A 13442-nucleotide genomic window follows, 5' to 3' on the forward strand; every position below is an offset into this window, starting at 1 on the left:
GCGTGCCCCGTATGTCGCAAGACTCGTCTTTCGTGTCGTCCTCACCAGCAGTCACGGCCGCCCCGCCTGTCGAGCCCGCTCTGGAGCACCTGCGGCTCGAGCGGCCGGCCCCCGGCGTCGCGCTGCTGGTGCTGGACCTGCCCGACCTGCGCAACGCGATGAGCCAGGAGATGACCGCCTCCTGGGTGCGCGCGATCGACCACCTCGCGGCCGACCCGGACCTGCGGGTCGTCGTCGTCACCGGCGAGGGACGGGCCTTCACCTCCGGCGGCAACACCGCGTGGCTGGCCGAGGGCGCCGAGGGCGGTGTGGACGGCCTGCGAAAGCGGATGCTGCCCTTCTACCGAGCCTGGCTCTCGGTGCGCCGCCTCGAGGTGCCGACGATCGCGGCGATCAACGGCCCGGCGATCGGCGCCGGACTCTGCCTGGCGCTGGCCTGCGACATCCGGTACGCCGCCCGCGGCGCGCGGATGGGCGTGCCGTTCGTGAAGCTCGGGCTCCATCCCGGGATGGCCGGCACCTACTTGCTGCCGGACGTGGTCGGACCGTCGGCTGCCCGTGACCTGATGCTCACCGGCCGGCTGGTCGACGCCGACGAGGCGCTCGGGCTGGGGCTGGTCTCGCGGGTGATCGAGCCGGAGGCCTTCCTGTCGACCGTGCTGGAGACCGCCGCGGAGATCGCTGCCACGGCGCCGATCGCGAGCCGGCTGACCAAGGGCGCGCTGCAGCGGGGCCACGCCGACCTCGAGGCCTGCTTGGCCTGGGAGTCACTGGCGCAGCCGGTCACGCTCGCCACCGAGGATCTCCAGGAGGGGATCCGGGCGGTGCAGGAGAAGCGCGCCCCGGTCTTCCACGGCCGCTGAGCAGCGCGAGTCGGCCGGAGCTGTCGGCGACTCGCGCCCGGAACGAGGAAGAGGCCCCCGGTCTGCCGCCGACGTTTGCCTTCCCCTTGCGAACGTCTGCGGGCCAACCGGGGGCCTCGTCTGTGCAGAACCGTAGGAACACGGCGACGCCGCGTCAATGCCCAACATTTCCCAGCTGTGGACAGACCTGTGGATTTCGCTGTGGACGGTGCGGAAACTCCGTGGATAGGCAGCCGGTGGCCTGGGGGAAGCCGGTGGAGAACCAGTGCCTGTTTCGGCGTACGAGCAGGTGGGGGCCGGGCTGGGCCGGCCCCGTAGGCTTGTATGACCTGCACCGATGCGTCCGGAGCGGGTCGAGGGTGGCGCGGGAGAGTCATCCACCGCCTGTGGATAAGAAAGTGTTCGGGGGTGGTCGGCGTGTCGGGACAGCGGCCGGCCGAGCCCTACGACGGAACCCCCGTCGCCGCGCTGCGCCGGATCGCCTTCCTACTGGAGCGGGGCCGCGCCGACAGCTACAAGGTCAAGGCCTTCCGGCGGGCGGCGTCGGCGATCCTGCCGCTGCCGCCCGAGGAGGTCGCGGCGGCGGCCGCCGCCGGCACGCTGACGGACCTGCCCGGGATCGGCGCCAGCACCGCGAAGGTGATCGCGGCCGCCGTGGCGGGGGAGATGCCCGAGCGGCTGGCCGCCGCCGAGGCGGAGTACGGAGCGCCGCTGACCGCCGGCGGTGCTCACCTGCGCTCGTTGCTCCGCGGCGACCTGCACTCCCACTCCGACTGGTCCGACGGCGGCTCGCCGATCGAGGAGATGGCGATGACCGCGCTGGAGCTCGGCCACGAGTACCTGGTGCTGACCGATCACTCGCCGCGGCTCAAGGTCGCCCGGGGACTCAGCGCGGAACGGCTGGCGCGCCAGCTCGACGTCGTCGACGCCGTCAACGACCACCTGGCCGGGTCGGGCTTCACGCTGCTGAAGGGGATCGAGGTCGACATCCTCGAGGACGGCGGCCTGGATCAGTCCCCGGCGATGCTGGAGCGGCTGGAGGTCCGGGTCGCCAGCGTCCACTCGAAGCTGGCGATGGATCCCGCGGCGATGACCCGACGGATGGTGGCGGCGGTCCGGAACCCCTTCACCAACGTGCTCGGTCACTGCACCGGTCGACTGGTCACCGGCAACCGCGGCACGCGGGCCGAGTCGCGGTTCGATGCGCGAGCCGTCTTCGAGGCGTGCGCGGAGGAGGGGGTGGCGGTCGAGATCAACTCCCGGCCCGAGCGGCGCGACCCGCCGACGAGGCTGCTCGAGCTCGCGCGGGACGTCGGCTGCCTGTTCTCCATCGACAGCGACGCCCACGCACCGGGACAGCTGGACTTCCCGGTGCTGGGCTGCGAGCGCGCCGAGGCCGCCGGCATCGAATCCGAACGAATTGTCAACACCTGGCGAAAGAGCCGCTTGTTGGACTGGGCCAGGCCCTAGGGTCGAACGCATGACCGAAACCCGTCGTCCAGCGCGTCGCGGCCAGCAGGCCGAGGCGGACGAACTGCTGATGCGGCGGGCCGTGGAGCTCAGCGACCTCTACCTGGGCGGTCTGGCTCAGCCGGAGTCGGTGCGCTGGGTCTCCAACCAGCGGACGCGGTGGGGCTCCTGCACGCCGGGGGACCGCAGCATCCGACTCTCCGAGCGCCTCACGCGGATGCCCGACTGGGTGGTGGACTACGTCCTGGTCCACGAGCTGGCCCACCTGCTGGAGCCGCAGCACGACGACAAGTTCTGGGCCTGGGTCAGCCACTACCCGCTGGCGGAGAAGGCGAAGGGCTACCTGATCGGCTGGTCCGACGCCAGCCGCGTCCCGCACCCGCCGGCCGACCACTCCGGCTGAGCCGGCGACCGCGCCGGGGCGGCTGGGCTGAGGTTGGTCGGCCGGGCGCTCAGGTGCCGACCAGCGCGGCGCGCGCCCACCCGATCAGCCGCAGCATGCTCGGCTCCAGGTCGGGCAGGTCGTCGACCGGCCACCAGCGCAGCGCCAGCGACTCCTCGCTGACCGCCTCCTGGGCGCCCGCCGGCGCCAGGGCGGCATAGCGCACGTCGAGGTGGCTGACGCCGCCGCGCGGGTCGCAGAACGGCACCACGTGCACGTCCAGCTGCAGCGGCACCGGGTGCAGGTCCAGGTCGCCGATGCCCGACTCCTCCCGGGCCTCGCGCAGCGCCACCGAGGCCAGCGTCGGATCGCCGACCTCCGCGTGCCCGCCGAAGTGGAACCAGCGGCCGGCCTTGCGGTGCAGGTTGAGCAGCACCCGCTCGCCGGCCTCGTCCAGGACCAGCGTGCCGGCGGTCAGGTGGTCGGGGTACGCCGAGCGCCACATCCCGTCCGGCTCCGCGGCGAGCAGCGCGACGAACCGCTCCCGCAGCGCGTGCTGCTCCTCGGTCGGCGGGGTCCAGGCGCGCAGGGTCGCGAGCGCGTCGGCGTGCAGGTCCGCCCGGTGGTCGGTCACCGGAGGCGGGCTCAGGCGGTCGGCTCGTCGCCGGCGGGGGAGTCGTCCCCGTCGGTCGGGCCGGCCGGGCCGTCGAGGAGCTTGCGCAGCTCGGCGTCGAAGTCCTCGGCCGAGAGCTCCTCGGGTGCGGTGGCCTCGGCGCGGAAGGAGAGCGGGTCGTCGAGGTCCGCGGCGGTCGGCAGCAGGTCGGGGTGCATCCACACGCCGTCGCGGGCCTCCTCGCCGGACCGGGCGCGCAGCCCGCCCCACAGCGTCGAGGCGTCGCGGAGCCGGCGCGGGCGCAGCTCCAGGCCGACCAGCGCGGCGAAGGTCTGCTCGGCCGGACCGCCGGCGGCGCGGCGGCGGCGGACCGCCTCGCGCAGCTGGGCGGCCGTGGGCATCCGCTGGGCGGTGGCCTGGCCGACGACCTCGTCGACCCAGCCCTCGACCAGGGCGAGCGCGATCTCCAGGCGCGACAGCGCGGCCTCCTGGGCCGGGGTCTTCGGCGGGTCGAAGAGCCCGCCCTCGAGCAGCGACTGCATCGACTCGAGGTTGCTCGGGTCGATGCCGCGCAGCTGCTCCTGCATCCGCTCCTGGATCTGCGAGGCGTTCAGCTCCAGGCCGCGGGCGTAGTCGGTGACCGCACCGATCAGGTAGTCGCGCAGCCAGGAGACGTTGGCGAAGAGACGCTGGTGGGCGGCCTCGCGCAGGGCGAGGTAGAGGACCACGTCCTCCTCGCTCACGCCGAGGCCCTCGGCGAACGCGCGCACGTTGGTCAGCACCAGGGCGGCCTTGCCGGGCGCGCCGAGGGGCAGGCCCACGTCGGAGGCGGTGAGCACCTCGCCGGCGAGGGCGCCCAGGCCCTGTCCGACCTGGCTGGCCATCATCGCCCCGACCGCCTGGCCGAGGATGCCGAGGATCGGGCCGGCGGTGGCGCGCATCTCCTCGGGCAGCGCGTTGCCGACGCCGGCCACGGAGGTCGCCGCGATCGGCTCGACCAGCACCTTCCAGACGGGCTGCGTCTCCACCAGCCACTCCGCGCGGCTCCAGGCGGCGGTGGTGGTCACCCCGGACGGGAACGCGGTGGCGGTGTCGAGCCAGTGGTCGGCGAGCTGGACCGCGTCGGCGACCCGGTCGGACTCGCGGCTGGTCGGGAACGGGTCGGGCTCCTGGGCGACCGCCTGGCGCGCGATGTCGCCCGCGGCCTGCCAGTTCAGGGGGCCGTCGTGGGGCTGCATCAGCGACTGCAGTTGCTGGAAGAAGGCCTGGCCGCCTCCCGGGCCGCCGAACGCTCCGCCGAGCGCGCCGAAGAGCTGCTCGAACGGGGTGCCCTTGAACGGGTTCGGCTGGTCGGAATCGCCGGTGCTCATGGCTCGAATCTACGCGGAGTCGCCAACCGGGCGCGAGGCGAGGCGGGGGTCCTCGGGCGTGTCCCCCAGGACCGCGCCTGCTGCGCGACGATGCCGACATGGGAGACACGCCCTAGGCTGCCTCCATGCCGCACCCCGCCGTACGCCTGGCCGCGATCAGTGAGGAGCCGCTGTCGGTGCCCGACGTGCTCGACCACCTGGAGGACCCCACGGCGGGTGGCCTGGTGCTGTTCGTGGGCCGGGTCCGCGACCACGACAACGGCGCGGGCGTGAAGGCCCTCGCCTACTCCGCGCACCCCAGTGCGCTGGAGCGCCTGCGCGACGTCTGCGACCGGGTCGCCGAGGAGTACGACGTGACCGGGCTGGCCGCCGTGCACCGCGTCGGCGACCTCGCCGTGGGCGACCTCGCGGTGGTGGTGGCGGCCGTGGCCGCCCACCGCGGGTCCTCGTTCGACGCCAGCCGGGCGCTGATCGACACCCTCAAGGCCGAGGTCCCGATCTGGAAGCACCAGTCGTTCACCGACGGCACCGAGGAGTGGGTCGGCGCACCCTGACGCGCACCCGGCGCGCCGCGCCTCCAACCTCCCGGCCCGGGCCTACTGTCGTGGCGTGGAGATCCTGCTCTGGCTGGCCCCGGCCGTCGTCGTCACTGCCGTGACGGCGCTGTGGGTGGCATGGTGGGGGCGTCAGGACCGGGTCCATCGGCCCGTCGACGCCGAGACCGCGGCGCGACGCCTCGGCGAGGCGCTGGAGCGCGAGCAGCGGCGCCGGCCGGGGTATGCGGCCGAGCGCCGCTCGCCGGATCGCGTCAGCGGGGTGGCGCTGCGTCCCTCGCGCTCGCGACCGGTGCTGCTCGACGCGGCCGAGCCGCCCCAGCTGCAGGCCCAGCAGCAGGCCCAGCCGGGAGCGGACACCCCGCAGCACCGCTCCGCCGGCGGTCACGGCCGCCGGGCGTCCTGACCGCGCCCCCCGGCTGAGCAGCAAGGATGGGTCTCCGCCCCCTCCCGCGCCGTCTTGGCGCCGGATGAGAGGGTAGGCGCCATGAACCAGCGCACCCTCGCCGCGTTGATCGCCGGGCCGCTGGTGGTCGTTCTCGGCGCGGTCGCGCTCGCGGTGCCGCTGCCGTACGCCAGCTACAGCCCGGGCCCGACGTTCGACATCCTGGGTGAGGACTCCGACCAGGCCGAGATCATCCAGGTCGAGGGCCACAGGTCCTACTACGACGACGGCCAGATCCGGTTCACCACCGTGCTCTCCTCGGCCCGCGGCCGCAAGCTGTCGCTGGGCGAGGCACTGGCCCGGTGGGCCAACCCCGACCAGGCCGTCATCCCCTACGACGTCGTGCACCCGCCGGACCAGACGGCCGAGCAGGAGAAGGTCGAGGGGGAGGTCCAGATGACCACCTCCCAGGACGTGGCGAAGGCGGTCGCCCTCGGCGAGCTCGGCCAGGAGGTCGAGCCCCGGCTCCAGGTCGCCCACGTCGACAAGGAGGGCCCGGCGCACGGCGAGCTCCAGGTCCGCGACGTCTTCGTGAAGGTCGACGGCAAGCCGGTGACCAGCAGCGACCAGGTGGTCGAGCAGGTGCGCAGCCACGACGACGGCAGCCCGGTGACGCTGCAGATGCGTCGCGACGGCAAGGACACGACCGTGCGGATCGTGCCCGAGGTGGTCGACGGCACGGCGCGGATCGGCGTCACCCTCGGCGTGGGCTACGAGTTCCCGTTCGAGATCGACCTCCAGGTGGACCCCGCGGTGGGAGGTCCCAGTGCCGGGCTGATGTTCTCGCTGGCCATCTACGACACGCTGACCCCCGGCTCGCTGACCGGCGGCAGGACCATCGCCGGCACCGGCGAGATCTCGCCCGACGGCAAGGTCGGGGCGATCGGCGGCATCGCCCAGAAGATCGCCGGCGCCGAGGATGCGGGCGCCGACCTGTTCTTCGTGCCCGCCGGCAACTGCAGCGACGTGACCGGACTCGACCCCGACCTCCGTCTGGTCAAGGCGACCACGATGCACCGGGCCCGGCTCTCGTTGGAGACGTGGGTCGAGGATCCGGATGCGGACCTGCCGACCTGCTGAGACGATGCCTGCCGAGACCTGGCCGACACCGGGCCGAGATGCCACCGTGACCCGCGGCACTTTTGGCCACACCCGATCCGTTGACCCCCGTGTGACCCCGTTGAACCTGGAGATGTGCTGATGGACTACGAGCTCGACGTCGACCCGGCCCTGGCCACTGCCGTGCTCGAGATCGAGCAGCACCACGCGGGTGCCGGATGGGACCAGCCCGCGCGGCTGTACGCGCTCGTCGACACCGCGCAGCTGGCCGCGCAGGAGCCGATGCTCGCCGCCCAGCTCGGGCTGGACGCCCCCGCGGAGCGCGGGTCGCTGACGCCGATCGAGCAGGACCAGCTGCCGGCCGAGCAGAGCCTGGAGGAGGTGCTCAGCCAGATCGGCTGGCCGGACGGGGTCACCGGGTGCGCCGCCGTGGTCGAGCGGCTGGTGCTGCCGCCGTCCGCCGACGGGCACATCCCCGAGGACCCGACCGCGGCGGAGGAGTTCGCCCGCGAGCACCCGGACCGCGAGGAGGTCCGCATCGTGGCCGGCGTGACGCGGCACGGGGCGTCGTACTGCGCCCTGCGCCTGCGCAGCCACGACGAGGACATGGCGGTGATGGGCGGGGTCGACCTGGTGCCGAACCTGCTGTCCCTGCTGCGCGGCACGCTCGAGGAGGGCGAGGGCGATGAGTGAGCTCTTCGACGAGGAGCCGACGCAGCCGGCGCCGACCCGCTCCGGCCGTCGCGGCCGGGCGCTGGTCATCACGATCGTCGTCCTGGTCGTCGGCTTCTTCCTGCTGACCGCCTTCGCGTCGCTCTACACCGACCGGCTCTGGTACGCCGACCTCGGCTACGGCAAGGTCTTCACGACGCTGCTGTGGACGCGGATCGCCCTGTTCGCCGTGTTCGGCCTGCTGATGGGCGCGGTGGTGGCGCTCAACATGCACCTGGCCTACCGGTTCCGGCCGCTGTTCCGGATGGCCGGTGGGGACGCCAGCGTGGAGCGCTACCGCGACGCGGTCACCCCGATCCGCGGCTGGCTGCTGACCGGCGTGGCGGTCGTGGTCGGCCTGTTCGCCGGCACCTCGGCGCTCGGCCAGTGGCGCACCTACCTGATGTGGCGCAACGCCCAGCCCTTCGGCAAGGACGACCCCTACTTCAACCGCGACATCGGCTTCTACGTCTTCGAGCTGCCGTGGTGGCACTACGTGGTCGACTTCGTGATGGCCGCCGCGGTGGTCGCGCTGCTGGTGACGGTCCTCGTGCACTACCTGTACGGCGGGATCCGGCTGCAGGTGCGCCACGACCGGGTCTCGTCGGCCGCGCAGCTGCAGATCTCCGTGCTGCTCGGCGTCTTCGTGCTGGCCAAGGCCGCGGACTACTACCTGGACCGCTTCGACCTGGTCACCGACGACCACAGCCTGTTCACCGGCATGAACTACACGGCCCAGAACGCGGTGCTGCCGGCGCGCAACATCCTGCTCGGGGTGGCGCTGATCTGTGCGGTGCTCTTCTTCCTCAACATCTGGCGCCGCACCTGGCAGCTGCCCTCGGTGGGCCTCGCGCTGCTCGCCCTCTCCGCGGTCCTGCTCGGGATGATCTGGCCGGCGATCGTGCAGAGCTTCCAGGTCAGGCCGTCCGAGGCCGACAAGGAGGCGCCGTACATCCAGGCGAACATCGACGCCACCCGTGACGCCTACGGCGTCAGCGACGTGGAGACCGAGTCCTACTCGGGTACGCCGCCCACCGCCGGCGTCTCCGCCGGGGACGTGCTCCCGCAGCTGCAGGAGGTCCCGGTGGTGGACCCCAAGCAGGTGCGCGACACCTTCGAGCAGCTGCAGCAGCCGCGGGTCTACTACTCGGTGGCGCCGGTGCTGGACGTCGACCGCTACACCATCGGCGGGCAGGACCAGCCGCTGGTGCTGGGCGTGCGCGAGATGGACCAGTCCGGCATCAACGCCACCGACCAGAACTGGAACAACCTGCACACGGTCTACACGCACGGCGAGGGGATCATCGCGGCGTACGCCAACAAGGTCTCGCCGTCGGACGCCGACGGCCGGATGGTCTGGGCGGAGGGCATCGCCTCAGAGGAGTCCGGCTCGGAGATCCGCAGCGAGAACGCGTTGGGCGAGTTCGAGGAGCGGATCTACTTCGGTGAGAACTCGCCGTCGTACTCGATCGTCGGCAAGGCCAGCGCGGACGCCCCGGACGTCGAGCTCGGCCTGGCCGACACCGACACCGACGAGGGCGACACCCGCACCACCTACGACGGCCCCGCCGGCGTCTCGGTCGGGTCGACGTTCAACCAGCTGATGTACGCGATCAAGTTCGGCGAGCCGAACTTCCTGCTCTCGGGCCGGGTCAACGGCAACTCCAAGGTGCTCTACGACCGCGAGCCGGTGCAGCGGGTGGAGAAGGTCGCCCCGTGGCTGACCGTCGACAGCGACCCCTACCCGGCCGTCGTCGACGGCAAGGTGGCGTGGATCGTGGACGGCTACACGACCACCGACCGCTACCCGAACTCCGAGCGTGAGTCGTTCGAGTCGATGATCGAGGACTCGCTGCAGGAGAACACCGGGCTGCGGACGATCCCCACCGACGAGATCAACTACCTGCGCTCGGCGGTCAAGGCCACCGTGGACGCCTACGACGGCACGGTGACCCTCTACGAGTGGGACGAGGACGACCCGATCCTGCAGACCTGGATGCGCGCGTTCCCGGGCACGGTGGAGCCGAAGTCGGCGATCCCCGAGGACCTGGCCGAGCACCTGCGCTACCCCGAGGACCTGTTCAAGGTGCAGCGCTACCAGCTCGCCCGCTACCACGTCACCGACGCGGGCGACTTCTACCAGGGCAGCGACCGCTGGGAGGTCCCCCAGGACCCGAACAAGACCAGCAGCTTCCAGCCGCCGTACCGGATGTTCACCGACGTCGGCAACGGCGAGGAGTGGTCGCTGACGTCGGTGTTCGTGCCGCGCGGCAAGAACAACCTGGCCTCCTTCGTGGCGGTCAACTCGGACGCCACCTCGGCCGACTTCGGCAAGATGAAGGTGCTGGAGATGAACTCCTCCAGCGTCCGCGGTCCGGGCCTGGTGGCCAACGAGATGAGCCAGGACGGCGCCGTCCGTGACGAGCTGCGCGAGTACGAGCAGACGTCCTCGCCGCCGGTCTTCGGCAACGTGCTGACGGTGCCGGTCGACGACGGGCTGATCTACGTGCAGCCGGTCTACGCGGTCCGGGCCAGCGGCGGCACCTCGAGCTTCCGGATCCTCCAGTTCGTGATCGTCTCCTACGGCGGCGAGGTCGGCATCGGCCGCAACCTGGATCTCGCCATGGAGGCCGCGCTGGGTGAGGGCGACGGCACCGGGACCTCGGGCGGCACCGGCGGCACCGGCGGGACCGGCGACAAGGGCGGCGGCACCGGCGGCACCGGCGGCAAGAAGGACGGCGGCGACACGAAGCTGACCCTCGAGGAGCGGATCGACAAGCTGATCGCCGAGGCCAACGAAGCCTTCGACAACGCCAGCGCCGCGCAGGCCGACGGCGACACCGTGGAGTGGGCGACCCAGCTCGACATCGCGCAGAAGAAGGTCGAGCAGGCGGCTGAGCTGGCCGGGCAGCGTGACGTGGCCGGCGCCACGGACACCGGCAGCGAGGGGTAAGCACCATGGTGCTGACCCTCGACCTGGTCGGCATCTTCGTCTTCGCGATCTCCGGCGGCCTGGTCGCCGTGCGCAACCACCTCGACATCGTCGGGGTGGTGGTGCTCGCGATGGCGACGGGGCTGGGCGGCGGCCTGATCCGCGACGTGCTGATCGGGGACGTGCCGCCGCCCGCGTTGGTCGACTGGCGCTACCTGGCGGTGCCGGCGACCGCCGGGCTGGTCACCTTCTGGTGGCACCCGGCGGTCGGCCGGTTCGAACGGCAGGTCAACGTCTTCGACGCCGCGGGCCTGGGCCTGTTCTGCGCTTCCGGGGCGCTCAAGGCCGAGGAGTTCGGGCTGCCGCTCGCGGCGTCGGCGGCGCTGGGCCTGATGACCGGGATCGGCGGCGGCGTGATCCGCGACGTGCTGGCCGGCCGGGTGCCGGTGGTGCTGCGCAACACCGAGCTCTACGCGATCCCGGCGCTGGCCGGAGCCACGGTGGCCGCGGTCGGGGTGGAGCTGGGGGTGCGCCCGCTGGTCATCATGTGGCCGGCGATCGCGCTGACCACCGGATGGCGGCTGATCGCGCTGCGCCGCAACTGGACCGCGCCGGCGCCGCGGCTCGGCCCGCCCCGCTGAGCGCCGCTCGCTACTCGTTGCGCATCAGCGCGGCCAGCACCTCGGCCGTGCGGTCCTCGGCCTCGTCCGACGCCAGGGGCCCCGGGCCCTGGCGGAAGGTCACGGTGTGCAGCGTGCCGGTCCACGGGTACGGCGGCGCGTAGTCGTCGCTGACCGGGAACCCGGCGTCGTGGCCCAGTCGCAGGCCGCCGCCGCCGATCTGGATGCCGCTCGCACCCATCCCGTCCGGGAGCGGTCCGCGGCCGACCACGCGGTCGTCGACCAGCAGCACGCCCTCGGCGCTGCCGGGCAGGTAGCGGAACCCGACGCGGTGCCGCCCCGGCGGCAGCGGCACGTCGCTGCGCACCTGGTGGGGGGTGGAGGTGGTGTTGAGCAGCAGGGCCGGGCAGCCGTCGAGGACCACCAGCGCCCAGCCGTTGCTCCAGTCGCCCATCGCGGTGAGCACGCCGGCGGCGCCGTCCGCGGGGACCTCGACGTCCGCCTCGACCAGTGCCCCGCCGGACAGCGAGGGGACCGCCTCGTCCACCAGCGGCGTGCCGCCGGGGTGGACGACGAGCGTGGCCGGCAGTGGCCACAGCGGCGGCTCCATCGCGGTGAGCCGACCCATCAGGCTGTCCTGGAGCGGGAGCACGTGGTTGCGCTCGGCCTCGGTCCACCAGACGGCCTCGAGCTCGCGGACCACCTCCGGGTGCTCGTCGGCGACGTCGTGGGCCTCCGCGAAGTCGTCCCCGAGGCGGAACAGGCTCCACCGGTCGGCCTCGAGGTCGCGGCTGCCGGGCAGCGCCTGCTCGGCGAGGACGCCCTCGGGGACGTGGTCCGTGGTCGCCTTCCAGCCGTCGTGGATGATCGAGCGGGAGCCGAGCATCTCGAAGTACTGGGTGGTCGTGACGTCGGGAGCGTGCGCGTCGGCGAAGGTCGCCGTCATCGACGCGCCGTCGACACGCTGCTGGGCCACGCCGTCGACGGTCTCGGGAGCGGTGACCCCGCAGACGTCGAGCACGGTGGGGAAGATGTCGGCGATGTGGCAGACCTGGCGGCGTACCGCGCCGGGGTCGGGGACGACGGCGCCGCCGGCGGTCGCCGGGGTGCGCACGATCAGCGGGGTGCGGGTGCCGCCGAGCCAGGTGTAGCGCTTCCAGAGCCGGAACGGCGTGTTGCCCGCCCAGGCCCAGCCCCACGGGTAGTGGTTGTAGGAGCGGAACCCGCCGATGTCGTCGATCCCGGCCAGGTTGTCGTCGACGTCGTCGGGGACGCCGAAGCCGAACCGGTGCTCGTTGATGGAGCCGACCGGCCCGCCCTCGGCGCTGGCGCCGTTGTCGGAGGTGAGCACGACCATCGTGTTGTCGAGCTCGCCGAGCGCCTCGAGGCCGTCCAGCAGCCGGCCGAGGTGGTGGTCGAAGTGGGTGAGGAATCCGGCGTACACCTCCTGGAAGCGGGCGTAGAGGCGGCGTTCCTCGTCGCTCAGCGCGTTCCAGTCGGGGATCCACCCGGGCCGCTCGGAGAGCACGGTGCCCTCGGGGACGACGCCGGCGGCGACCTGGCGGTCGAAGACCTCCTGGCGCCACGCCTCCCAGCCCTGGTCGAAGCGGCCCGCGTAGCGGTCCGACCACTCCCGCGGCACCTGGTGCGGCGCGTGGCCGACGCCGGGGGCGAAGTAGAGGAAGAAGGGCTTGTCGGGGGCGGCGTTGTGCTGGTCGGTGACCATCGTCAGCGCCTGGTCGACCAGGTCCTCGGTGAGGTGGTAGCCGTCCTCGGGGCCGGCCGGCGGCTCGACGGGGGAGTTGTCCCGGTAGAGGGTCGGGGTCCACTGGTTGGCGTCGCCGTGGAGGAAGCCGTAGAAGCGCTCGAAGCCCTGGCCCAGCGGCCAGGTGTCGAACGGCCCGGCCGCCGAGCGGTCGTCGCGGGGGGTGAGGTGCCACTTGCCGACGGCCATCGTGTTCCAGCCCTCGTCCTTGAGCACGCGGGCCAGGGAGGCCGCCGAGCGCGGGATCCGGGCGGTGTAGCCGGGGAACCCGGTGGGCAGGTCGACCAGCATGCCCATGCCGACGGCGTGGTGGTTGCGGCCGGTGAGCAGCGAGGCGCGGCTGGGGGAGCAGAGGGCGGTGACGTGGAACCGGTTGTAGCGGAGCCCGCCGCCGGCGAGCCGGTCGATGTTCGGGGTGTCGATGTCCGAGCCGAAGCAGCCGAGCTGGGCGAAGCCGACGTCGTCGAGGAGCACCACCAGCACGTTCGGTCGACCCGCCGGCCGCGGCCGCGGTGCGTGCCAGGGGGTCGAGTCGGCGATCGTGCGGCCGATCACCGGGCCGCGGGCCGCGCCCCCGCTGCGGGTCTGATCGGTCTGGTCGTGCTGGGTCATGTGCGCTCCTTTCGCTCCCGAAGTGTGATCTGGCTCATACGATGCT

The 13442-nt window shown here is 72.7% G+C and carries 12 protein-coding genes; 9 read left to right on the plus strand and 3 right to left on the minus strand.

Annotated elements, in window-relative coordinates; translation table 11 throughout:
- Positions 1 to 32: 32 nt before the first annotated feature.
- The 3 genes from E8D34_RS17965 to E8D34_RS17975 all read left to right on the plus strand — a co-directional run bounded on the left by E8D34_RS17965 (position 33) and on the right by E8D34_RS17975 (position 2736).
- Positions 33 to 863, plus strand: a complete 831-nt coding sequence (locus tag E8D34_RS17965; RefSeq protein ID WP_240771440.1) for an enoyl-CoA hydratase/isomerase family protein — start codon at positions 33 to 35, stop codon at positions 861 to 863.
- 417 nt (positions 864 to 1280) lie between these two features.
- The gene (locus tag E8D34_RS17970; protein WP_240771441.1) at positions 1281 to 2333 is read left to right on the plus strand and encodes a PHP domain-containing protein; all 1053 of its coding nucleotides are present in this window, start codon (positions 1281 to 1283) and stop codon (positions 2331 to 2333) included.
- Positions 2334 to 2343: 10 nt separating this feature from the next.
- On the plus strand, positions 2344 to 2736 hold the full coding sequence (locus E8D34_RS17975) for a M48 family metallopeptidase (RefSeq protein ID WP_136596046.1): 393 nt from the start codon (positions 2344 to 2346) through the stop codon (positions 2734 to 2736).
- A gap of 49 nt (positions 2737 to 2785) precedes the next feature.
- Here the strand turns inward: E8D34_RS17975 and E8D34_RS17980 are convergent, their stop codons facing one another.
- Positions 2786 to 3349, minus strand: coding sequence for an NUDIX domain-containing protein (locus tag E8D34_RS17980; RefSeq protein WP_136596047.1), 564 nt, complete (start codon positions 3347 to 3349; stop codon positions 2786 to 2788).
- Between the two features lie 11 nt (positions 3350 to 3360).
- A complete protein-coding gene (locus E8D34_RS17985; RefSeq protein WP_136596048.1) occupies positions 3361 to 4698 on the minus strand; it encodes a zinc-dependent metalloprotease in 1338 nt (445 codons plus the stop codon).
- Between the two features lie 125 nt (positions 4699 to 4823).
- On the opposite strand from E8D34_RS17985, the gene E8D34_RS17990 reads away from it, so the two are divergent.
- The 6 genes from E8D34_RS17990 (at position 4824) to E8D34_RS18015 (ending at position 11040) form a co-directional block, all read left to right on the plus strand.
- Complete coding sequence (locus tag E8D34_RS17990; RefSeq protein WP_136596049.1) at positions 4824 to 5252, plus strand: molybdenum cofactor biosynthesis protein MoaE; 429 nt, start codon at positions 4824 to 4826, stop codon at positions 5250 to 5252.
- A 55-nt stretch (positions 5253 to 5307) separates the two neighbouring features.
- Positions 5308 to 5658, plus strand: coding sequence for a hypothetical protein (locus E8D34_RS21150; RefSeq protein ID WP_206056790.1), 351 nt, complete (start codon positions 5308 to 5310; stop codon positions 5656 to 5658).
- 81 nt (positions 5659 to 5739) lie between these two features.
- Positions 5740 to 6777 carry a PDZ domain-containing protein gene (locus E8D34_RS18000; RefSeq protein ID WP_136596050.1) on the plus strand — a complete coding sequence of 346 codons (1038 nt, stop codon included), beginning with the start codon at positions 5740 to 5742 and terminating at the stop codon, positions 6775 to 6777.
- Positions 6778 to 6897: 120 nt separating this feature from the next.
- Complete coding sequence (locus E8D34_RS18005; RefSeq protein ID WP_136596051.1) at positions 6898 to 7449, plus strand: PPA1309 family protein; 552 nt, start codon at positions 6898 to 6900, stop codon at positions 7447 to 7449.
- Complete coding sequence (locus tag E8D34_RS18010) at positions 7442 to 10420, plus strand: UPF0182 family protein (RefSeq protein ID WP_240771443.1); 2979 nt, start codon at positions 7442 to 7444, stop codon at positions 10418 to 10420. Before E8D34_RS18005 ends, E8D34_RS18010 begins: the two co-directional genes overlap by 8 nt.
- A 5-nt stretch (positions 10421 to 10425) precedes the next feature.
- The gene (locus E8D34_RS18015) at positions 10426 to 11040 is read left to right on the plus strand and encodes a trimeric intracellular cation channel family protein (RefSeq protein WP_136596052.1); all 615 of its coding nucleotides are present in this window, start codon (positions 10426 to 10428) and stop codon (positions 11038 to 11040) included.
- Positions 11041 to 11050: 10 nt separating this feature from the next.
- Here the strand turns inward: E8D34_RS18015 and E8D34_RS18020 are convergent, their stop codons facing one another.
- Complete coding sequence (locus tag E8D34_RS18020; protein ID WP_136596053.1) at positions 11051 to 13396, minus strand: arylsulfatase; 2346 nt, start codon at positions 13394 to 13396, stop codon at positions 11051 to 11053.
- Between the last annotated feature and the right edge of the window lie 46 nt (positions 13397 to 13442).

Origin of the sequence: Nocardioides sp. GY 10113, assembly GCF_004919105.1 — a bacterium.
In the GTDB taxonomy this organism is placed as follows: domain Bacteria; phylum Actinomycetota; class Actinomycetes; order Propionibacteriales; family Nocardioidaceae; genus Nocardioides.